20 protein-coding genes are annotated in these 20156 nt (G+C 42.1%); all 20 read left to right on the top strand.

What is annotated here, in order from left to right; translation table 11 throughout:
* Positions 1–379 precede the first annotated feature (379 nt).
* The gene (locus ACTNC0_RS12635) at positions 380–1666 is read left to right on the top strand and encodes a dihydroorotase (protein WP_441087651.1); all 1287 of its coding nucleotides are present in this window, start codon (positions 380–382) and stop codon (positions 1664–1666) included.
* 76 nt (positions 1667–1742) lie between these two features.
* Positions 1743–2669, top strand: coding sequence for an orotidine-5'-phosphate decarboxylase (gene pyrF, locus ACTNC0_RS12630; RefSeq protein WP_117676482.1), 927 nt, complete (start codon positions 1743–1745; stop codon positions 2667–2669).
* A gap of 10 nt (positions 2670–2679) precedes the next feature.
* Complete coding sequence (locus ACTNC0_RS12625; RefSeq protein ID WP_441087650.1) at positions 2680–3468, top strand: dihydroorotate dehydrogenase electron transfer subunit; 789 nt, start codon at positions 2680–2682, stop codon at positions 3466–3468.
* Entirely contained in the window at positions 3468–4370 is a 903-nt protein-coding gene (locus tag ACTNC0_RS12620; RefSeq protein WP_117676480.1) for a dihydroorotate dehydrogenase, read from the top strand. Before ACTNC0_RS12625 ends, ACTNC0_RS12620 begins: the two co-directional genes overlap by 1 nt.
* Before the next feature lie 110 nt (positions 4371–4480).
* A complete protein-coding gene (pyrE, locus tag ACTNC0_RS12615) occupies positions 4481–5161 on the top strand; it encodes an orotate phosphoribosyltransferase (protein WP_117676479.1) in 681 nt (226 codons plus the stop codon).
* 58 nt (positions 5162–5219) lie between these two features.
* Positions 5220–5372 carry a hypothetical protein gene (locus ACTNC0_RS12610; RefSeq protein WP_178761025.1) on the top strand — a complete coding sequence of 51 codons (153 nt, stop codon included), beginning with the start codon at positions 5220–5222 and terminating at the stop codon, positions 5370–5372.
* 97 nt (positions 5373–5469) lie between these two features.
* A complete protein-coding gene (locus tag ACTNC0_RS12605) occupies positions 5470–5943 on the top strand; it encodes a VanZ family protein (protein ID WP_441087649.1) in 474 nt (157 codons plus the stop codon).
* Entirely contained in the window at positions 5927–6247 is a 321-nt protein-coding gene (locus ACTNC0_RS12600; RefSeq protein WP_441087647.1) for a DUF6142 family protein, read from the top strand. The genes ACTNC0_RS12605 and ACTNC0_RS12600 overlap by 17 nt, the downstream gene beginning before the upstream one ends.
* 38 nt (positions 6248–6285) lie before the next feature.
* A complete protein-coding gene (locus ACTNC0_RS12595; RefSeq protein ID WP_441087721.1) occupies positions 6286–8307 on the top strand; it encodes an aminopeptidase in 2022 nt (673 codons plus the stop codon).
* Between the two features lie 213 nt (positions 8308–8520).
* Positions 8521–9021, top strand: a complete 501-nt coding sequence (purE, locus tag ACTNC0_RS12590; RefSeq protein ID WP_118610029.1) for a 5-(carboxyamino)imidazole ribonucleotide mutase — start codon at positions 8521–8523, stop codon at positions 9019–9021.
* Positions 9022–9096: 75 nt separating this feature from the next.
* Complete coding sequence (purM, locus tag ACTNC0_RS12585) at positions 9097–10122, top strand: phosphoribosylformylglycinamidine cyclo-ligase (protein ID WP_441087646.1); 1026 nt, start codon at positions 9097–9099, stop codon at positions 10120–10122.
* On the top strand, positions 10116–10757 hold the full coding sequence (purN, locus tag ACTNC0_RS12580) for a phosphoribosylglycinamide formyltransferase (RefSeq protein WP_441087645.1): 642 nt from the start codon (positions 10116–10118) through the stop codon (positions 10755–10757). The genes purM and purN overlap by 7 nt, the downstream gene beginning before the upstream one ends.
* A gap of 25 nt (positions 10758–10782) precedes the next feature.
* Complete coding sequence (purD, locus tag ACTNC0_RS12575) at positions 10783–12057, top strand: phosphoribosylamine--glycine ligase (protein WP_026648357.1); 1275 nt, start codon at positions 10783–10785, stop codon at positions 12055–12057.
* A gap of 315 nt (positions 12058–12372) precedes the next feature.
* Positions 12373–13095: a DNA alkylation repair protein gene (locus tag ACTNC0_RS12570; protein WP_441087644.1), complete on the top strand. Its 723-nt coding sequence runs from the start codon at positions 12373–12375 to the stop codon at positions 13093–13095.
* A 4-nt stretch (positions 13096–13099) separates the two neighbouring features.
* Positions 13100–13870, top strand: coding sequence for an SseB family protein (locus ACTNC0_RS12565; protein ID WP_117676473.1), 771 nt, complete (start codon positions 13100–13102; stop codon positions 13868–13870).
* 158 nt (positions 13871–14028) lie between these two features.
* Entirely contained in the window at positions 14029–14406 is a 378-nt protein-coding gene (locus ACTNC0_RS12560; RefSeq protein WP_118247298.1) for a GntR family transcriptional regulator, read from the top strand.
* 8 nt (positions 14407–14414) lie between these two features.
* Positions 14415–16874: an ATP-dependent Clp protease ATP-binding subunit gene (locus ACTNC0_RS12555; RefSeq protein ID WP_441087643.1), complete on the top strand. Its 2460-nt coding sequence runs from the start codon at positions 14415–14417 to the stop codon at positions 16872–16874.
* A gap of 199 nt (positions 16875–17073) precedes the next feature.
* On the top strand, positions 17074–17487 hold the full coding sequence (locus tag ACTNC0_RS12550; RefSeq protein WP_441087642.1) for an endosialidase: 414 nt from the start codon (positions 17074–17076) through the stop codon (positions 17485–17487).
* Positions 17481–18857 carry a DNA repair protein RadA gene (radA, locus tag ACTNC0_RS12545; RefSeq protein WP_441087641.1) on the top strand — a complete coding sequence of 459 codons (1377 nt, stop codon included), beginning with the start codon at positions 17481–17483 and terminating at the stop codon, positions 18855–18857. Before ACTNC0_RS12550 ends, radA begins: the two co-directional genes overlap by 7 nt.
* 64 nt (positions 18858–18921) lie before the next feature.
* The gene (locus ACTNC0_RS12540; protein ID WP_441087640.1) at positions 18922–19599 is read left to right on the top strand and encodes an HAD family hydrolase; all 678 of its coding nucleotides are present in this window, start codon (positions 18922–18924) and stop codon (positions 19597–19599) included.
* Positions 19600–20156 lie beyond the last annotated feature (557 nt).

Genomic DNA, 20156 nt, shown 5'->3' with positions numbered 1-20156 from the left:
ATTAAATAATCCAGATATGAATTGATTATATCTCCCGCATTTTGAAATGTCAAGCAAAAAAGACCGCATAGAAGCAAAAAAAGACTTTATAAAATAAGCGGTTTCGTGTATTATGTATATCAGAAAGTTACTGCCTTGTAATCAACATAGATGATAGAAAGTATCTAAAGTACCTGGCAGTGAACACGCTCTAGTGTGCCGACAAGTTGATTCTTGAAACAATCTTGCAGGATAAATTTTCTTATTTCAAGGCGGAGGAGAGAGGTGTAGCGGTGGATACGGCGACCGACGACAACGCAGAAATAAGAAATTTAGACGTAAGATTGTTCAAGAAATCAACTTGTCTGTACACTGGACCACAACGAAGGGAGAGAATTGTATGGGTATTCTGATTCGGGGAGGGCGTATCGTAGATGCGGCCACCGATACTGATAAAAAAGGCGATGTTTATCTGGAAGACGGAGTGATCACTGAAATTGGTGAGAAACTTTCAGTAAAGGATAAAAGTGACAGAGTGATTGACGCGAAAGGATGTCTGGTAATGCCAGGTCTGATTGATCTTCATGTTCATTTCAGAGATCCTGGACAGACACAGAAGGAGGATATAGAGACAGGTTCCCGCGCTGCTGCGAGAGGTGGAGTGACAACTGTTGTTGCCATGCCAAACACAACGCCGGTTATTGATAATCCGGACCGTGTAAATTATGTACACAATAAAGCAGAACAGCTTTCCGACATTCATGTGCTTCAGGCAGGGGCTATTACACAGGGAGAGGAAGGCGAACAGCTTTCCGATATTGAAGGAATGGTAAAAGCAGGAATTCCTGCGCTGTCTGAGGATGGAAAGTCAGTTATGAATACCAGACTCTGCAAAGAAGCGATGGAAGTAGCTAAGGAATTGAATGTTCCGATTTTTGCACACTGTGAGGACATTGACCTGCGTGGAGATGGCTGCATGAATGATGATGAGAATGCAAAGAGACTGGGATTACCAGGTATCTGCAATGCAGTAGAGGATGTGATCGCAGCAAGAGACATTCTTCTGGCAAGAGAGACAGGTGCAAAGCTTCATCTCTGTCACTGCTCCACAGAAGGCGTTGCCAAAATGATGGAAATTGTAAAGGAAGAAGGTCTGGATAATATCACAGCAGAGGTTTGCCCACATCACTTTATTCTTACTTCAGATGATATCAAATGTGACGATCCAAATTACAAAATGAACCCTCCTCTTCGCACAAAAAAAGATGTAGATGCACTGATCAGGGGGCTGAAAGATGGTTCTTTTAAAGTAATCAGTACAGACCATGCACCACATGCGGTACCTGAGAAGACCGGCTCAATCCGAAATGCAGCTTTCGGTATCGTAGGAATTGAGACAAGCTTTGCATTATCCTATACCGCACTGGTAGAAACCGGTATTCTTACAATTTCACAGCTGATCGAGAAAATGAGCTGGAATCCGGCGCAGATTCTCGGAAGTGACAGGGGAACCATCCAGAAAGGCCATCCTGCAGATATTGTCATCGCAGACATCGGCCATGAATACAAAATAGATAAAAATGAATTTGCTTCCAAAGGACGCAACACTCCATTTGACGGATGGAAAGTAAAAGGAAAGATTCTTTACACTATCTGCGATGGAAAAGTTGTGTATCAGAACGTATAAAATGATATCAGGGTCAAAAGACTTTTTGATCCTGACGTCATAAAATCAAGAGATAAATATTCAGGAGGAAAGACTCATGATCAACAAACTTATTGAAAAAATCCAGAAAACAAACGCTCCTATCGTTGTAGGACTGGATCCAATGCTTAACTATATTCCACAGCACATACAGCAGAAAGCATTTTCTGAACTGGGTGAGACATTAGAAGGCGCAGCAGAGGCAATCTGGCAGTATAATAAAGGAATCGTGGACGCAGTCAGTGATCTGATTCCGGCTGTAAAACCACAGATCGCCATGTATGAGCAGTTTGGTATTCCTGGATTAATGGCATACAAAAGAACAGTTGATTACTGCAAGGAAAAAGGTCTGGTGATTATCGGCGACATCAAACGTGGTGATATTGGATCTACATCCGCTGCATATGCAGTAGGACATCTTGGAAAAGTTCAGGTGGGAAGCAACAAAATCGCAGGATTTGACGAAGATTTCGCAACTGTAAACCCATATCTTGGATCAGACGGTGTGAAACCATTTATCGACGTATGCAAAGAAGAGAACAAAGGTATCTTTGTACTTGTAAAAACATCCAATCCGTCCAGTGGAGAATTCCAGGACAGAATCATTGACGGCCGTCCGCTTTATGAGTGGGTTGGTGAGAAAGTTGCCCAGTGGGGCGAAGAACATATGGGAAATGGCTACAGCTATGTAGGTGCTGTAGTAGGTGCAACTTATCCTGAAATGGGAAAAACACTCCGTAAGATCATGCCGAAAACATTTATCCTGGTACCTGGCTATGGGGCACAGGGTGGCAAAGGTGCAGATCTTGTACACTTCTTCAATGAAGATGGACTTGGTGCGATCGTTAACTCTTCCCGTGGAATTATCGCAGCTTACAAACAGGAGAAATATGCTTCCTTTGGTGAATTAAACTATGCAGATGCATCCCGTCAGGCAGTAAAAGATATGATTGAAGACATCAGCAGTGCTTTAAATAACCGCTAGGAGGCGCAGAATGAGCGAGAAAACAAGAGAAATCTGTACCATTGTAAGCCAGGAGAGCATCGGTGCAGGTATTTACAGTATGTGGATTCAGACCGATAAGATCGCAGTGGATGCGAAACCAGGTCAGTTTGTATCACTTTATACAAATGACAAATCTAAAATTCTCCCGAGACCGATCAGCCTTTGCGAGATTGATAAAGAAAATAAAAGACTTCATCTTGTTTACAGAGTAACCGGACCGGGAACCGGCACAGACGGATTTTCAAAACTGAAAGCCGGAGATACGATTCCGGTTCTCGGACCGCTTGGAAATGGTTTTCCGGTAGAGAAAGCACAGGGAAAGAATGTATTCCTTATGGGCGGTGGAATTGGTGTTCCTCCGATTCTGGAGCTGGCAAAGCAGATGAAATGTGAGAAGAAACAGATCGTTGCAGGATACCGCGACTGTCATACTTTCCTCAGGGAAGAGTTTGAGGCAGCAGGAACACTCTATATTGCTACAGAGGATGGCAGTGTAGGAACAAAAGGCAATGTCATGGATGCTATCAGAGAAAATGGTCTAAATGCAGATATTATCTATGCGTGCGGTCCTACTCCGATGCTCCGTGCGATCAAACAGTACGCAGAAGAAAATGAAATTGAATGCTATATTTCTCTGGAAGAACGTATGGCATGCGGGATTGGTGCCTGCCTTGCCTGTGTGTGCAAGTCCAAAGAGAAGGATGCACACAGCAATGTGCATAACAAGAGAATCTGTAAGGATGGCCCGGTATTTCTTTCTACGGAGGTGGAAATCTGATGGATATGAGTGTAAATATTGCCGGCATAGAGTGGAAAAATCCGGTAACAGTGGCATCCGGAACTTTTGGTTCAGGAGCAGAATTTGCTGATTATGTAGATATTAATAAACTCGGAGCAGTAACAACCAAAGGTGTGGCCAATGTTCCATGGGCAGGAAATCCTACTCCGCGTGTAGCAGAAGTTTACGGTGGTATGATGAATGCTATCGGTCTGCAGAACCCTGGCATTGACCTTTTTTGTGAGAGAGACATTCCGTTTCTGAAGCAGTATGATACAAAGATCATTGTCAATGTATGTGGTCATGCACCGGAAGAATATCTGGCAGTGGTAGAACGTCTGGCAGACCAGCCAATCGATATGATGGAGATTAATATTTCTTGTCCGAACGTAAATGCAGGTTTCCTTGCATTTGGACAGGACGCACATCATGTAGAAGAACTCACAGCCCAGATTAAAAGGATTGCAAAACAGCCGGTGATCATGAAACTGACACCGAATGTTACAGATATCACAGAGATTGCAAAGGGAGCAGAAGCCGGTGGAGCAGATGCGGTATCCCTGATCAATACTCTGACAGGTATGAAAATCGATATCAACAGAAAAACATTTGCACTTGCAAACAAGACAGGCGGTGTTTCCGGACCAATCGTGAAGCCAATCGCAGTCCGCATGGTATATCAGGTAGCCCAGGCAGTAAACATTCCAATCATCGGTATGGGCGGAATTTCCTGCGCAGAGGATGCTATCGAATTTATTCTTGCAGGAGCAAGCGCGGTATCTGTTGGTACAGCGAATTTCCATAATCCTGCAGTGACGATGGAGGTTATTGACGGAATCGAAGCATATATGAAGAAGAATGGATTTGATTCTGTCAAAGATATGGTTGGTATTGTAAAATAAAAATACTATTAAGTTCAAAAAACTTTATCGCGCAGATACGAATTGATTTTGGACTTAAAACCTTGGTATTAGTAGATTAATTGCAATAAATACAGGAGGCAGAACATAAGATGGAACAGTATAAACAGGAATTTATTGAATTTATGGTAGACAGTGAAGTACTGAAATTTGGAGAATTTACTCTTAAAAGTGGAAGAAAGTCTCCATTTTTCATGAATGCAGGTGGATATGTAACAGGTTCTCAGTTAAAGAAACTTGGCGAATACTATGCACATGCGATTCACGACAAATATGGCGATGATTTTGACGTACTTTTCGGACCGGCATACAAGGGAATTCCGTTAAGTGTTGTAACAGCTATCGCATTCAGCGAATTATACGGAAAAGAAATTCGTTATTGCTCAGACCGCAAGGAAGAGAAAGACCATGGTGCAGACAAGGGAAGTTTCCTTGGAAGTAAATTAAAAGATGGCGATCGTGTAGTTATGATCGAGGATGTAACCACATCCGGTAAATCTATGGAAGAAACAGTACCAAAGGTAAAAGGTGCGGCAAATGTAGAAATCGTTGGTCTGATGGTTTCTCTTGACCGTATGGAAGTTGGAAAAGGCGGCGTGAAGTGCGCACTTGATGAAGTGCATGACCTCTATGGCTTTGAGACAAATGCGATTGTTACCATGCAGGAAGTAATTGAACATCTTTACAACAAAGAGTACAAAGGAAAAGTAATCATTGACGATACTCTTAAAGCTGCGATTGATGCATATTATGAGCAGTACGGTGCAAAATAAATGAATAAATGTGCTTTGGTCTGCGATATACAGGCCTGACATGAAGGTGAGGATGACTATGAACGAAAAAATATATAAAACCATGTCTTCCACAGGAGCATGCAGTCTGGCAGTCGGAATCATTGTACTGACAACAGGAATCGTAACGGGGATTATGATGATCGTAAGCGGTGCAAGACTGCTGAAAAAGAAATCAGATATATTGATATAAAAGACCGCATAAACCACATGGGGAAATTTTTCGAACTGTCTGTATCAGACCGGGAAATTGCACTATGTGGTTTTTCAGTCAGAAACAGGAGAAAACATTGAAGAAAGAAACAAAGCATATCATACGGACACTGGGAACGGTTCTGTTTATCCTGTATGTTCTGGCACTGATTTATTTCCTTTTCTTTTCAGAAGGATATGGAAGAGTAGCAATGGAAGAACGGGAATACAGGTATAATCTGATTCCGTTTGTTGAAATACGACGTTTTTTGGTGTATAGAAAACAGCTGGGATTTCTGGCGGTCTTTACAAATCTTTTTGGAAATGTGATAGGCTTTCTGCCCTTTGGATTTATACTGCCGGTTATTTTGGAGAGAATGAGAAGCGGATGGCTGATTATACTGGCAGGATTTGGACTTAGTGTTACAGTGGAAGTAATCCAGCTTATTACCAAAGTCGGATGTTTCGATGTAGATGACATGATACTTAATACAGCGGGGGCAGCGCTGGGATATCTGCTTTTTTTTATCTGCGATCACCTGAGGAGAAAGATTTATGGCAAAAAGATATAGATATGCATTTACAAAGAAAAAGGAAGCGCAGAAGGGTAAGTTGTCGACCTGTCTGGCGGCAGCTTCCCTGCTTTTATTTGTGATTGCAGTTTTGCTGTCCTTTTTTTTGAAGGGAAAATTTGGATACATTGTAGGCGGTGTCAGTCTTTGTGCGATGTTGCTGTCCATATATGGATTCACAATGGGGCTTAAGAGTTTCTCGGAAGAAAACAGGACACATCGCACAAGCATGATTGGGTCTATTGCAAATGGAATAATAATGATTAGCTGGCTTGGAATTTTCCTGATGGGAATTTCAGGCTGAAAGACAAAAAGGAGGGGAATAATTTGGACGAATGGGTTATGGAACGATATGAACTGGCAAAAGAAAGAATTGCCCAGATACCGCAGGAAACAATCGTGGAAGAGCCATATCGTGATTTCTTTGTAAAAGAAGCTGCGTTTTTACAGCAGATCATCACTGTAATGGATAATGGAACGCAGGGAAAAAACTTTGTAGAACTGAAAGTGCAGAATCATGAATTATACCAGGATATCCTGCCGCAGAACTATGAGAATTCTTATGGAAATCCAGCCTATGCACAGAAGATGCTGGGAGAATACGGAAAGGTATTTACATTCCTGTATACAGAACTTCATGGTGGGATTGCCTATGCTTTTGAAAAGAAAGCATGGGATCTTACGGTTATACTGGAACTGTTTCTGGAAATCTATTCCGCATTTGCGCAGGAGGAAATTCCTACTGAGAAACAGGTGAAGGAGATTCTTGTCTCTTATGTAAATGATTATTGCCAGGATATGGTAGAAGAGCGTATCAGAGAAGCGATTGATCCTGAAAATAACTTCATAGTGAAATTAATCATGGAATCTGATCTGAATGATTTAAGCTATCTGTATCAGCCAGGTGAGTATGTTTCAGAGAATGAGCTGAAAACAGCAGAGTTTATGAATTCCCTTTCTCAGAAAGAAATTGATGATATGGCACGTACCTATACAGAAGGATACCGTATCGGTTTTATTACAGGAAGAAAAGATATTACCAGGAAAAAGACCGTTAATATCCGCTATCATCTGGGGTTTGAGCGTATGGTAAAAGCTGCTATCTGTCAGTTTGAAGAGATGGGACTTAAAGCAGTGATCTATCGTCATGCGCTTCATGCAGTAAACAGACGTAACCAGTTCAGAAGTGGATTTACAGGTGGAGTTGCGAACCCGCAGTTTGATTACGACCACAGACAGGACTGTGCGTTATTTATGGATTCTGATTTCGTGAAACGCAAACTTCGCGCAATGCAGACATCCTATGATGAATATGCGGAACTGGCAGCGGTACATGGTGGACCGGCGGTAATCGAGACATTTGGTGAAATTCCATTTTCACCGGTAAGCAAACCGGAGAGCTGGACTTTCACAGAGACACAGCAGAAACTGCAGCTGGAACTGGATAATGAATCCAGCCAGATCACAAACCGCTATATCAAAGGTGATGAGAGAAGTTTTACGATTATTGCATATCCGGTGCCTGAAATCGGAGAAAATTTCCCTGAGATTTTCCGTGAGATCGTGAAAATCAATACACTGGATTACAAAAAATATCAGAAGATCCAGCAGACGATCATTGACACTCTTGACACCTGTGAATGGGTAGAAATCAAGGGAAAGGGAGAGAATGAGACAGATCTGCTCATTCATCTTCATACCTTGACAGATCCGAAGACACAGACAAATTTCGAAAACTGCGTGGCGGATGTGAATATTCCGTTAGGTGAAGTGTTCACTTCTCCTGTGCTTGCAGGAACCGGTGGAATGCTGCATGTTTCCAAGGTGTATCTGAATGGATTGCAGTTCAGAGATTTGAAACTGGTATTTGACTGCGGACAGGTTATTGATTACAGCTGCTCCAATTTTGAGACAGAGGAAGAGAACCGCAAATATATCGAGGATAACATCCTGTTCCATCATCCGAAGATTGCAATGGGAGAATTTGCAATCGGAACGAATACGACAGCTTATGTGGCCGCACACAAATATGACATCGCGGATAAACTTCCGATTCTTATCGCAGAGAAGATGGGACCGCATTTTGCGGTAGGAGATACCTGCTACAGCTGGGAAGAGGATACTCCGGTTTATAATCCTGATGGAAAAGAAATCATTGCAAGAGACAATGAGATTTCTGAGATGAGAAAAGATGATGTCAGCCTTGCTTATTATGGATGCCACACAGATATCACGATCCCGTATGATGAACTGGGAAGTATCCGAACTATTGATGATGAGGGTGAAATGACAGCAATCATCGAAGACGGAAGGTTTGTACTGCCGGGAACAGAAGCACTCAATGAACCGTTTGGGGATGAATAATAGTCAATAAAAAAATTATTAGTTCATCAAAATATTTCTTTGCTCCAATATTATTGACAGAAAAAGGGAATCTTAGTAGAATCTACGGTTAGAGAGGGTTTTGAAAAAATCTTTTCTAACCGTACTTTTTTTATCAATAAGAATAAAATGTGAGTCTCCGACGGGTATAACCATATCTGTCAGAGGATACTTGAGAAGAAAAGGAGAATAATCATGGCAAAAGTAGGAATTGTGATGGGCAGCGACTCAGATATGCCGATCATGAGCAAAGCAGCAGACATTCTGGAGAAACTGGGAATTGATTATGAGATGAAGATCATTTCCGCACACAGGGAACCGGATGTCTTTTTTGAATACGCAAAAACAGCAGAAGAAAAAGGCTTTAAAGTAATTATCGCAGGTGCCGGAATGGCAGCACATCTGCCAGGAATGTGCGCGGCAATCTTCCCGATGCCGGTTATCGGAATTCCTATGCACACAACTTCCCTTGGAGGAAGAGATTCCCTTTATTCCATCGTACAGATGCCATCAGGAATCCCGGTTGCAACAGTAGCTATCAACGGCGGTGTAAACGCAGGACTTCTGGCAGCTAAGATCCTTGCAACTTCAGATGCAGAACTTCTTGCAAAGTTAAAAGCTTACAGCCAGGAATTAAAAGAACAGGTAGAAGCAAAAGACGCCAGATTACAGGAAGTCGGATGCAAAAATTACTAAAAAATAATTACTACACACGAAGTGAACGGTAATAGAAAATAATCTGAAATTGAGAGTAGAAGACGGAGGATAATTATGGATTACAAGACCGCTGGAGTAGATATTGAAGCAGGATATAAATCAGTAGAGCTGATGAAAGAACATGTAAAGAGAACCATGCGCGAAGAAGTGCTCGGAGGTCTGGGTGGATTTTCCGGAGCATTTTCCCTTGCTAAGATCAAAGAAATGGAAGAGCCGGTACTCTTATCCGGTACAGACGGATGTGGAACAAAGGTAAAACTTGCGATGGTCATGGACAAACATGATACCATCGGAATTGATGCAGTTGCCATGTGTGTCAATGATATCGCATGTGCAGGCGGAGAACCATTATTCTTCCTTGACTATATTGCATGTGGAAAGAACTATCCGGAGAAAATCGCAGCTATTGTAGGCGGTGTGGCTGAAGGATGTGTGCAGTCTGATGCAGCTCTCATCGGTGGTGAGACAGCAGAACATCCGGGATTAATGCCGGAAGATGAATACGACCTGGCTGGTTTTGCAGTAGGTGTCTGCGATAAGAAAGATATGATCACAGGAGAAGATTTAAAAGCCGGAGATGTCCTGATCGGTATGGCTTCCACTGGCGTTCACAGCAACGGTTTCTCACTTGTCCGTAAAGTATTTGATATGACAAAAGAATCCCTTGATACTTACTATGATGAACTTGGAACAACACTTGGTGAAGCTCTTCTTGCCCCGACAAGAATCTATGTAAAAGCATTAAAGAGCATCAAAAATGCAGGTGTCCGCGTACATGCATGCAGCCATATCACAGGTGGCGGTTTCTATGAAAACATTCCGCGTATGCTCAAAGATGGTACACGTGCAGTAGTAGAGAAGAACAGCTATCCGGTGCTTCCGATCTTCAAACTCCTTGCAGAGAAAGGTAACATTGAAGAACAGATGATGTACAACACCTACAACATGGGACTCGGAATGGTTCTTGCCGTAGATGCAGCAGATGTTGATAAAACAATGGAAGCAATCAAAGCAGCAGGCGATACTCCATATGTAGTCGGACGTATCGAAGCAGGTGAAAAAGGAGTGGCTTTATGTTAAAAGTCGGTGTACTGGTTTCAGGAGGCGGCACAAATCTGCAGGCCATCCTGGATGCCATTGACAGTGGAAAGATCACAAATGCAGAAGTATCTCTGGTCATCAGCAACAACCCAAATGCTTATGCGCTGGAGAGAGCGAAGAACCATAACATAGAAGCCGTATGTATTTCTCCGAAACAGTATGAAAGCAGAGAAGAATTTCACAAAGCACTTCTGGAAAAGCTGAAAGAGAGTGGCGTAGAGCTTATCGTTCTGGCGGGATTCCTCGTAGCAATCCCGCCGATGATCGTGGAAGCATATCCAAATAAGATCATTAATATCCATCCGTCACTGATTCCGTCTTTCTGCGGAGTTGGTTATTACGGACTTCATGTGCATGAGAAAGCGTTAGCAAGAGGGGTTCGTGTTACAGGCGCTACGGTACATTTCGTTGATACTGGCACAGATACCGGTCCGATTATTCTTCAGAAAGCAGTGAAGATTAAATCTGATGACACTCCGGAAGTTCTCCAGAGACGTGTCATGGAGAAAGCAGAGTGGAAAATTCTTCCTAAGGCAATCAATCTCATTGCCAATGGCAAGGTGAAGGTTGTGGATGGAAGAGTGGAAATAGAAGAATACGATACGGAAGAGTAGATACAAAAAGGAGCGGCAAGATAAAATGAAAGTCTTAATTGTAGGCAGCGGCGGCAGAGAACATGCGATTGCATGGAGTGTTTCAAAAAGCCCGAAAGTAGATAAAATTTATTGTGCACCTGGAAATGCAGGAATCGCAGAGCTTGCAGAATGTGTAGATATCGGTGCAATGGAATTTGAGAAACTTGCTGATTTTGCACAGGAAAAAGAAATCGATCTTACGATCATTGGCATGGATGATCCGCTGGTCGGTGGTGTCGTAGATGTATTTGAGGCCCGCGGTCTGAAAGTATTCGGACCAAGAAAGAACGCTGCGATCCTTGAGGGATCTAAAGCTTTCTCGAAAGATTTAATGAAGAAATATAATATCCCGACAGCAGCATATGAGAATTTTGATGATCCTGAGAAAGCACTGGAATATCTCCGCACGGAAGCCAGATTTCCAATTGTTCTGAAAGCAGATGGTCTTGCACTCGGCAAGGGAGTGCTGATCTGCAAGGATTTGAAAGAGGCAGAAGACGGCGTAAAAGAGATCATGGAAGATAAGAAATTCGGAAATGCCGGAAATACTATGGTCATTGAAGAATTTATGACAGGACGTGAAGTCTCTGTGTTATCATTTGTAGATGGAAAAACTATCCGTACAATGACATCCGCACAGGATCACAAACGTGCTCAGGACGGTGATCAGGGATTGAATACTGGCGGAATGGGAACTTTCTCCCCAAGTCCGTTCTATACAGAAGAAGTAGATGAATTCTGCAGGAAATATGTATATCAGCCGACAGTAGATGCAATGGCTGCAGAAGGGCGCCCATTTAAGGGAATCATTTTCTTTGGTCTTATGCTTACCGCAGATGGCCCGAAGGTATTGGAATATAATGCACGCTTCGGAGATCCGGAAGCACAGGTAGTCCTGCCACGTATGAAGAATGATATCATTGAAGTAATGGAAGCTTGCGTAAATGGAACACTGGACCAGGTAGACCTTCAGTTCGAGGATAATGCAGCAGTGTGCGTAGTACTTGCAAGTGATGGATATCCTGTGAAATATGAAAAAGGTATCCCAATGTACGGCTTTGAAAATTTCAAAGGCAAAGACGGATATTACTGCTTCCACGCAGGAACCAAACTGAAAGACGGTCAGATTGTTACTAATGGTGGCCGTGTTCTGGGAATTACTGCGACAGGCAAAGATTTAAAAGAAGCAAGAAAGAATGCATATGAAGCTACAGAGTGGATTACATTCGCAAATAAATATATGCGCCATGATATTGGAAAAGCAATTGATGAAGCATAAAAAATATTGATGTTTAAAAATAAACAGGAGACAAGGCTGGGATAAAAGTCCCATTCTTGTCTCCTGTTTTATGGTTGGCAGATACTTCTTCTGTCCAAAATGATCTCGATGTAATATTTTTTGAAAGAACGATAGAATCCACATAAATTATTTTGCATAAATAATACGAGCGATTTCCTTTACTTTTCATGCAATCTGTTATAAAATAGAAAAGTGCTGTAAAGCAAAGTTACAGATTGAGATGAATTGTAACGTAGCAGAAACAGCAAGGAGAAAGTTACTGTTCAGCATATGCACAGTAATGGGAGAAATATTATGAACAGGAAAAGTCAGAAAGAGATTCAGGTGACGACACATATGGTGCGCCAGTTTCTGCAGGAGAATGAAGATACCGGTTATCGGGATTTTCACAGCAATCTTCTGCCGGGTGTGGATAATGTTATGGGAATCAGACTTCCGGTGTTGCGAAAATTTGCAAAGCAGCTTTCTGGTATGGACTGGCAGGAATGGTTTGAACAGGCGGATGACCAGTGGTATGAAGAAACGATGCTTCGCGGATTGGTGAGTGCTTATGCAAAGATGGAATGCAAAGAACGCTTAACATATGTGGCAAAATTTGTGCCGGACATTAATAACTGGGCAGTATGCGATTGCTTTTGCAGTACATTAAAAGATGCAGATAAATACCAGACAGAATACTGGGATTTTATTGAAACGTATTTTACTTCGAATAAAGAATACGAAGCAAGATTTGCGGCAGTCATGCTTCTGGGACATTTTGTGAAGCGTGAATATTTGAAAGAGAGTATCAGACGTCTGGAGAGTATCACTCAGCAGGGATATTATGCAAAGATGGCAGTGGCGTGGGCAATATCTGTATATTTTGCGGCATTTCCGGATGAGATGCTGACATACTTGCAGGACGGTCACAAACTGGATGAATTTACATATAAGAAATCACTACAGAAGATCACAGAGTCTTATCGTGTTGATAAGGAAATGAAAAAGATCATAAAAGAAATGAGACAGAGAGGATAAAATAATGGGAATCAGCAAAGAAGAAGCAATCAAGGAATTACAGAACAGAGAGACAGTATTTGTTGCATACTCACAGGCTACCAAACTGCCATATGTGAAATGTGACGAAGAGACTTATAATGACCAGGCATGGATTTTTTCCACAGAAGAGGGAATCAAGGAATTCGGCAAAAAGATGATTGAAGATAAGATTCTTCTTATGGGAATGAGATTTTCCAAGAAAGATTATCCAAGATTATATGGTACTTTTTATGCCATTGGTGTTAACACTGTTGTATGGGTAGACGGTGAAGATAAGATTGAGATTGATCTTCCTGATATTGCAAAACAGGCTGATATGAGCAAAATTGAGCCGGCCAAGAGACCACTTCTCAATCCGACACTTGAACTTTCCGGTATTTATTTTGTACAGGAACTTCGCCGCCCGGTAGAGAAAGACCAGCATGGAAATATCCGCGAACTTGAGGAAGAGCTGATCGTGAACCTTAAAAAATCAGAATATCTGGTTGCCATGAATGTAGATCCGGAAGATCCGAAGAAGATCAACATTCCATATCTGAAGAATAAAAAAGGTGACATTCTTCAGCCGGTATTTACTGATGTCATGGAACTCGAGAAATTTACCAAAGGTCAGAAACTCCGTATTGCAAAAGTACCATTTGCAAAACTTCCGGAACTGATGATTGACAAGGCAATGGCTTATGCAGTTAATCCATTAGGATTCAACCTTATTCTGAATAAAGAACAGTTGAACAAGATTATTGGACTGAAATAATCTGGACAGAGTATCTGAAGAAATTTAGAAAACAGTAAGGCAAAATATAAAGAGGTGTATATCATGTGAAATAGAATACATGATGTACACCTTTTATGATTGCAAAAAATGTTGGTTTGTGCTAGGATATGTGTAACACAAAAAGGAGAAAAAACCATATGATGATTGAAATAGATTTCAGCAGTGATGAAGCCATTTACATCCAGCTGACTAATCAGATTATCATGGGAATTGCTACGTCAAGGCTGCAGGAAGGTGATGCTTTACCATCTGTAAGGCAGCTTGCAGATACAGTAGGAATTAATATGCACACAGTAAATAAGGCATATTCACTGTTAAGGCAGGAGGGATTTGTAACTATCGACCGCAGACGTGGTGCAGTGATTTCCATTGATGTAAATAAACGTAAAGCGTTAGAAGAACTGAAACAGAATCTCATGGTGGCTCTTGCGAAAGGATGCTGTAAGAGTGTGACCAGAGAGGAAGTACATCAGCTTATTGACGAAATTTTTGATGACTATAATAAAGACAGATAGGAGACGACATGGAGAGACAATTTACCAGACAGGCAGAGAATGCCCTTAAACTGGCAAAGACGACAGCGAAGTCTTGTGGACACGGGTATATCGGAACAGAACATCTTCTGGCAGGTCTTTTAAAGGAACCGGAGGGTACTGCGGGAAAAGTACTGCAGGAATTTAATGTAGAAGAAGAAAAGCTTATGGAGCTGATCAGCCAACTGATTGCTCCGGCACAGGGAGATACTGTTGTAGAAGAAAAGGATCCACAGTATAGCCCGAGATCAAAGAGAATCATTGAGCAGGCGCAGGAAGATGCAGAGAGCATGGAATGCGTCTGCGGAACAGAGCATCTGTTGCTTGCACTTCTGAAAGAGACAGACTGCGTAGCTACCAGACTGTTGTTTACAATGGGAGTAAATATCCAGAAACTTTTTGCTGCGATTCTGACAGCGATGGGATTTGATAATGATACGATTGCAGAGGAATTTCAGTATGCAAAGAATGCAAGAAATAAAAAGATGACAAGCACCCCTACTCTGGATCAATACAGCCGCGATCTGACACAGCTTGCCGCAGAAGGAAAGCTTGACCCAGTAGTAGGACGTGATAAAGAGATTACCAGACTTATCCAGATTCTGAGCAGAAGAACTAAGAACAATCCATGTCTGGTTGGTGAGCCGGGAGTTGGTAAAACAGCTATCGTTGAAGGGCTTGCTCAGCGTATTGTCATGGGAATGGTTCCTGATACAGTGAAAGATAAACGTCTTGTTGTTCTGGATCTTTCCGGTATGGTTGCGGGAAGCAAGTACAGAGGTGAATTTGAGGAACGTATCAAGAATGTGATTCAGGAAGTGAAGGAACATCAGGGGATTCTTCTGTTTATTGATGAAATCCATACCATTATCGGGGCTGGAGGAGCTGAGGGTGCGCTGGATGCATCAAATATTCTGAAACCATCTCTGTCCAGAGGTGAGATTCAGCTTATCGGAGCAACGACTCTTGAAGAATACCGCAAACATATTGAGAAAGATGCGGCACTGGAACGAAGATTTCAGCCGGTAACAGTGGAAGAACCATCTGCAGAAGAGACAATAGAGATTCTTAAGGGACTTCGCCCATATTATGAGAAACACCATGGAGTGAAGATCGAAGAAGAGGCCCTTGAGGCAGCAGTGAAAATGTCTCAGAGATATATCAATGACCGTTTCCTTCCGGATAAGGCTATCGATATCATTGATGAGTCAGCATCCAAGGTCCAGCTTGCAGGTTATCAGTCAGCACCAGAACTGGAAGCATATGAAATGGAACTTAACGAGCTTCGCGAGGAAAAAGAGCAGGCAGTTAAGACGGCAGATATTGAACGTGCCAGAAAAGCGCAGATCCGCCAGAACGAAGTAGAAGCCGAGATGGAGAAAATCCGTATTAAGACAGAGCGCAGAAATAAGAGAAAAAAACTGGTCGTAAATGAAGCTGCTGTCGCAGAAACTATTTCCGACTGGACGAAAATACCGCTTCAGCGTCTGACAGAAGGAGAAACCAAACGTCTTGCACGTCTTGAAAAAGAGCTTCATAAACGAGTGATTGGACAAGATGAAGCAGTAAAAGCTGTTGCACAGGCAGTGAAGCGAGGAAGAGTAGGACTTAAAGATCCGAACCGTCCGATTGGTTCATTCCTTTTTCTTGGACCGACAGGTGTTGGTAAGACAGAGCTTTCCAAAGCTCTTGCAGAGGCAGTATTTGGCAGTGAGCAGGCAATGATCAGGGTTGACATGTCTGAATATATGGAGAAACACAGCGTCTCCAAACTGATTGGATCTCCTCCGGGATATGTAGGCTATGAAGAGGGTGGACAGCTCAGCGAGAAAGTCCGCAGAAATCCATATAGTGTACTGCTTTTTGATGAAATTGAGAAAGCTCATCCGGATGTATTTAACATTCTTCTTCAGGTATTGGATGATGGTCATATCACAGATGCACAGGGTAGAAAGGTAGACTTTAAACAGACGATTATTATCATGACATCTAATGCAGGTGCGCAGGCAATCATGGAGCCGAAACGTCTGGGATTCATGTCAAATAATGATGAGAAGAAGGACTATGAACGGATGAAAGGCGGTGTAATGGAAGAAGTACGCCGTATCTTCAAACCAGAATTCCTCAACCGAATTGATGATATCATGGTATTCCATGTATTAAATAAAGAAGATATCCGTAAGATCGTAACTCTGCTTCTTAAGGCATTGGAGAAACGATGCGCAGAGCAGATGGATATTCAGCTTTCTGTAACAAATGCAGTGAAAGATTTTATTGCAGATAAAGGTTCTGACAACAAATACGGTGCCCGTCCACTTCGCCGCGCAATCCAGAGCAGAATCGAGGATGCACTTGCAAATGAGATTCTGGAAGGCAAAGTTAAACATGGAGACCATGTACAGGTGAAACTTTATAAGAATGAGATTATGTTTGAAGTGAAGGAACTGTGAGAATCCAAATAGTACGATACTTGTGAATTGTGAAATTAGTATAAAAAAACCAGTGAGCCACTGGTCAAAAAGGTGAATTTATTATATAATAACCACATAAAATGTCGGGAAAGGTACAGTGATGATGAAAACTGTATCAATGCCGGTGAATAAAACGGCGGGGACGGCAAACAAAAGAGTCTTAGGAGGACATAGGGAAATGGCAGTAGTAAAAGAATTAATCCGCACAGAAGAGAATGGAGCAATCAGCTTTGGTGATTATGAGCTTGCACAGAAGTCTAAATTATCAGATTACCAGCATCAGGGCGATATGTATAAAGTAAAAACTTTTAAGGAGATTACCAAGCTCGAGAGAAACGGAATGTTCGTTTACGAATCAGTTCCGGGAACAGCAGTGTTTAACCTTACACAGAGAGAAGCGCAGATGGACTTCCATGTAGAAGGACCGGAAGATGCACAGATCACAGTAGAGATGGAACCGGACACAGAGTATGAGGTATTTATCGAGCAGGCAAGCACTGGCAAGATGAAGACAAACCTTGGCGGTAAACTTTCCTTTAGTGTAGAACTTGGAAATGCTGCAAGAGTAGAAGTAAAAATTGTAAAATGCTAAAAAATAAAAAGACTGTATATTTTTGTCAGGAATGCGGATATGAATCTGCGAAATGGATGGGGCAGTGTCCGGGCTGTAAGGCATGGAATACTTTTGTGGAGGAGACAGTTTCCACTAAGAAATCCTCATCTTCTGGCATAACGAAATCATCAGAAAAAAGGCAGGAACCGGTGATCCTTAAAGACATCAGCCTGTCAGAAGATGAACGGCAGACAACTCAGATTGGTGAACTTGACAGGGTGCTGGGCGGCGGTATCGTCCCCGGCTCCCTTGTTTTAGTGGGAGGAGATCCTGGAATTGGTAAATCAACACTGCTTTTACAGGTATGCAGAAATCTTGCAGAAAAGCAGATTTCTGTTCTCTATATTTCCGGGGAGGAATCTCTGAGACAGATTAAACTCAGGGCGAACAGAATCGGACAGTTTAATGATAAAATGCAGCTTTTATGCGAGACAAACCTGGAAGTAATCCGTGAGGTGATTGAGCGTAAGAAACCGGATGTAGTGGTAATCGACTCGATTCAGACGATGTTTCATGAAGATGTAAGTTCAGCGCCGGGAAGTGTTTCTCAGGTGCGGGAATCTACCAATATTCTGATGCAGATCGCGAAAGGAATGGGTGTCTCCATTTTTATTGTTGGACATGTGACGAAAGAGGGAAACGTGGCAGGACCGAGAGTTTTGGAACACATGGTAGATACCGTGTTGTATTTCGAGGGGGATCGTCATGCCTCTTATCGTATTCTGCGTGCTGTTAAGAATCGTTTTGGCTCTACCAATGAAATTGGTGTGTTTGAGATGTGCAATACAGGGCTGGAAGAAGTGAAGAATCCATCAGAATTTTTGTTGAATGGCAGACCGGAGGATGCTTCAGGCTCTGTTGTGGCATGTTCAATGGAAGGAACTCGTCCAATTTTAGTGGAGATTCAGGCACTTGTTTGCCAGAGTAATTTTGGAATTCCGCGAAGAACTGCGGTGGGAACCGATTTTAACAGAGTGAATCTTCTTATGGCAGTGCTTGAAAAAAAGGTTGGAATTCATCTGGCTTCGTCGGATGCTTATGTAAATATTGCGGGTGGAATGAAGATGACAGAACCGGCGATCGATCTGGGAATCTGCCTTGCAATCGTTTCGAGTGCAAAGGATATTGTGATTCCGGATAATGTGATGGTATTTGGCGAAATTGGTCTGAGTGGAGAGATTCGTGCTGTCAGTATGGCAGGGCAGCGTGTGCAGGAAGCTAAGAAACTGGGGTTTGAGACAGTGATGCTTCCGGAAGTATGTAAATCTTCGGTTGCTAAGATAGATGGAATTAATCTGGTTTATGTGTCGCAGATTCGTGATGCGATCAGTTATATTATGAGAAAATAAATCATTATCCAATGTGTCGTAAAGTTCCATGTTTTGAATATAGGGAGTTTCAAGGCGCGAAAGAATGATTGAGAAAGGGTCAGGAGTTATGACGGGCAAAATTGATACAGTAATATTTGATATGGATGGAGTGATTTTTGACTCTGAAACACTTGTGCTTCGTTCGTGGAAAGAGGTAGCGGAACGTCATGGAATTGAGAATGTTGAGGCAGCATGCCATGAGTGTCTGGGTACGAATAGTGTTGTAAGCAAGGAGATTTTTCTGAAGCATTATGGTCAGGATTTTTCTTATGATGAGTATAAAGCGGAGATGGCAGAAGTGTTTTTTAGCCATGCTTCTGGTGGCAGACTGGCTAAGAAGCCGGGGGTTGAGGAGCTTTTAAAGTATCTTAAGGAGAATGGATTTAAGGTTGGACTTGCCAGTTCAACGCAGGAGGCGACGGTGCGCAGACAGATTTCTGAGGGCGGGCTGCTTGTATATTTTGATCAGATTATTGGTGGAGATATGGTGAAACGTAGTAAACCGGAGCCGGATATTTTTCTGGAGGCGTGTAGAAGACTTGGTTCTAAAGCTGAAAATTGTTATGTGATTGAGGATTCTTATAATGGAATCAGAGCGGCGCATGCGGCGGGGATGCATCCGATTATGGTGCCAGATCTGAAGGAGCCGACGGAGGAGATGAGAGTGTTGGCGGAGAAAATATTGGGGTCGTTGTATGAAGTTAAAAAGTATATTAAGTGAAAGTTAAGGTACGCCAAGCCCGTCAGATCATTCCTGGCGGGCTTGGCTGGTTATTGGTAGTGGAAAAGTGGCGGTGGGAAGCTGCTCATTAATAGATTGACTTTCTTATAGGTGAAAAAGGAATAGGTGGGTAGATAAGATAAATGGAAAGGGGAAAATAAAAAAGTTTGTCAAATTATGAAATTAACTGTTGACAGGGGCTGCTTTCGGTGTTATATTAGTTGAGCTGTCAGAAATAATTGTTTTTTGAAAAGAGACAATTTAAGATAATTTCTGAAAGAAAAAAAGAAATTAAAAAAGTGCTTGACAACTTAAAATGAATATGTTAAAGTAATCAAGTCGCTTGAACAGAGCCGACAATCACAGTTCAGAAGAACAGTTCCGAAATCCGGAAGAGTTCGAAAAACTTTGAAAAAACTTGAAAAAAGTTCTTGACAAAGAAAAAGAGATGTGATAAAGTAAACAGGCTGTCGAAAGACAGACAACCTTGATAACTAAACAGTGAAACACATACGATTCTCGAAAATTCTTTACATTTTTAAGAACGGTTGAATAAA

This window comes from Blautia sp. HCP3S3_B11, from assembly GCF_052064435.1.
In the GTDB taxonomy this organism is placed as follows: domain Bacteria; phylum Bacillota; class Clostridia; order Lachnospirales; family Lachnospiraceae; genus Blautia_A.
The sequence above is the reverse complement of the archived record's forward strand: the minus strand, read 5'-3'. Positions and strand labels throughout refer to the sequence as shown.

Bases quoted from the DNA above. Each gene is read 5' to 3' on its own strand.
- ACTNC0_RS12635 (WP_441087651.1), top strand. From the start codon at position 380: ATGGGTATTCTGATTCGGGGAGGGCGTATCGTAGATGCGGCCACCGAT.
- pyrF (WP_117676482.1), top strand. From the start codon at position 1,743: ATGATCAACAAACTTATTGAAAAAATCCAGAAAACAAACGCTCCTATC.
- ACTNC0_RS12625 (WP_441087650.1), top strand. From the start codon at position 2,680: ATGAGCGAGAAAACAAGAGAAATCTGTACCATTGTAAGCCAGGAGAGC.
- ACTNC0_RS12620 (WP_117676480.1), top strand. From the start codon at position 3,468: ATGGATATGAGTGTAAATATTGCCGGCATAGAGTGGAAAAATCCGGTA.
- pyrE (WP_117676479.1), top strand. From the start codon at position 4,481: ATGGAACAGTATAAACAGGAATTTATTGAATTTATGGTAGACAGTGAA.
- ACTNC0_RS12610 (WP_178761025.1), top strand. From the start codon at position 5,220: ATGAACGAAAAAATATATAAAACCATGTCTTCCACAGGAGCATGCAGT.
- ACTNC0_RS12600 (WP_441087647.1), top strand. From the start codon at position 5,927: ATGGCAAAAAGATATAGATATGCATTTACAAAGAAAAAGGAAGCGCAG.
- ACTNC0_RS12595 (WP_441087721.1), top strand. From the start codon at position 6,286: ATGGAACGATATGAACTGGCAAAAGAAAGAATTGCCCAGATACCGCAG.
- purE (WP_118610029.1), top strand. From the start codon at position 8,521: ATGGCAAAAGTAGGAATTGTGATGGGCAGCGACTCAGATATGCCGATC.
- purM (WP_441087646.1), top strand. From the start codon at position 9,097: ATGGATTACAAGACCGCTGGAGTAGATATTGAAGCAGGATATAAATCA.
- purN (WP_441087645.1), top strand. From the start codon at position 10,116: ATGTTAAAAGTCGGTGTACTGGTTTCAGGAGGCGGCACAAATCTGCAG.
- purD (WP_026648357.1), top strand. From the start codon at position 10,783: ATGAAAGTCTTAATTGTAGGCAGCGGCGGCAGAGAACATGCGATTGCA.
- ACTNC0_RS12570 (WP_441087644.1), top strand. From the start codon at position 12,373: ATGAACAGGAAAAGTCAGAAAGAGATTCAGGTGACGACACATATGGTG.
- ACTNC0_RS12565 (WP_117676473.1), top strand. From the start codon at position 13,100: ATGGGAATCAGCAAAGAAGAAGCAATCAAGGAATTACAGAACAGAGAG.
- ACTNC0_RS12560 (WP_118247298.1), top strand. From the start codon at position 14,029: ATGATGATTGAAATAGATTTCAGCAGTGATGAAGCCATTTACATCCAG.
- ACTNC0_RS12555 (WP_441087643.1), top strand. From the start codon at position 14,415: ATGGAGAGACAATTTACCAGACAGGCAGAGAATGCCCTTAAACTGGCA.
- ACTNC0_RS12550 (WP_441087642.1), top strand. From the start codon at position 17,074: ATGGCAGTAGTAAAAGAATTAATCCGCACAGAAGAGAATGGAGCAATC.
- radA (WP_441087641.1), top strand. From the start codon at position 17,481: ATGCTAAAAAATAAAAAGACTGTATATTTTTGTCAGGAATGCGGATAT.
- ACTNC0_RS12540 (WP_441087640.1), top strand. From the start codon at position 18,922: ATGATTGAGAAAGGGTCAGGAGTTATGACGGGCAAAATTGATACAGTA.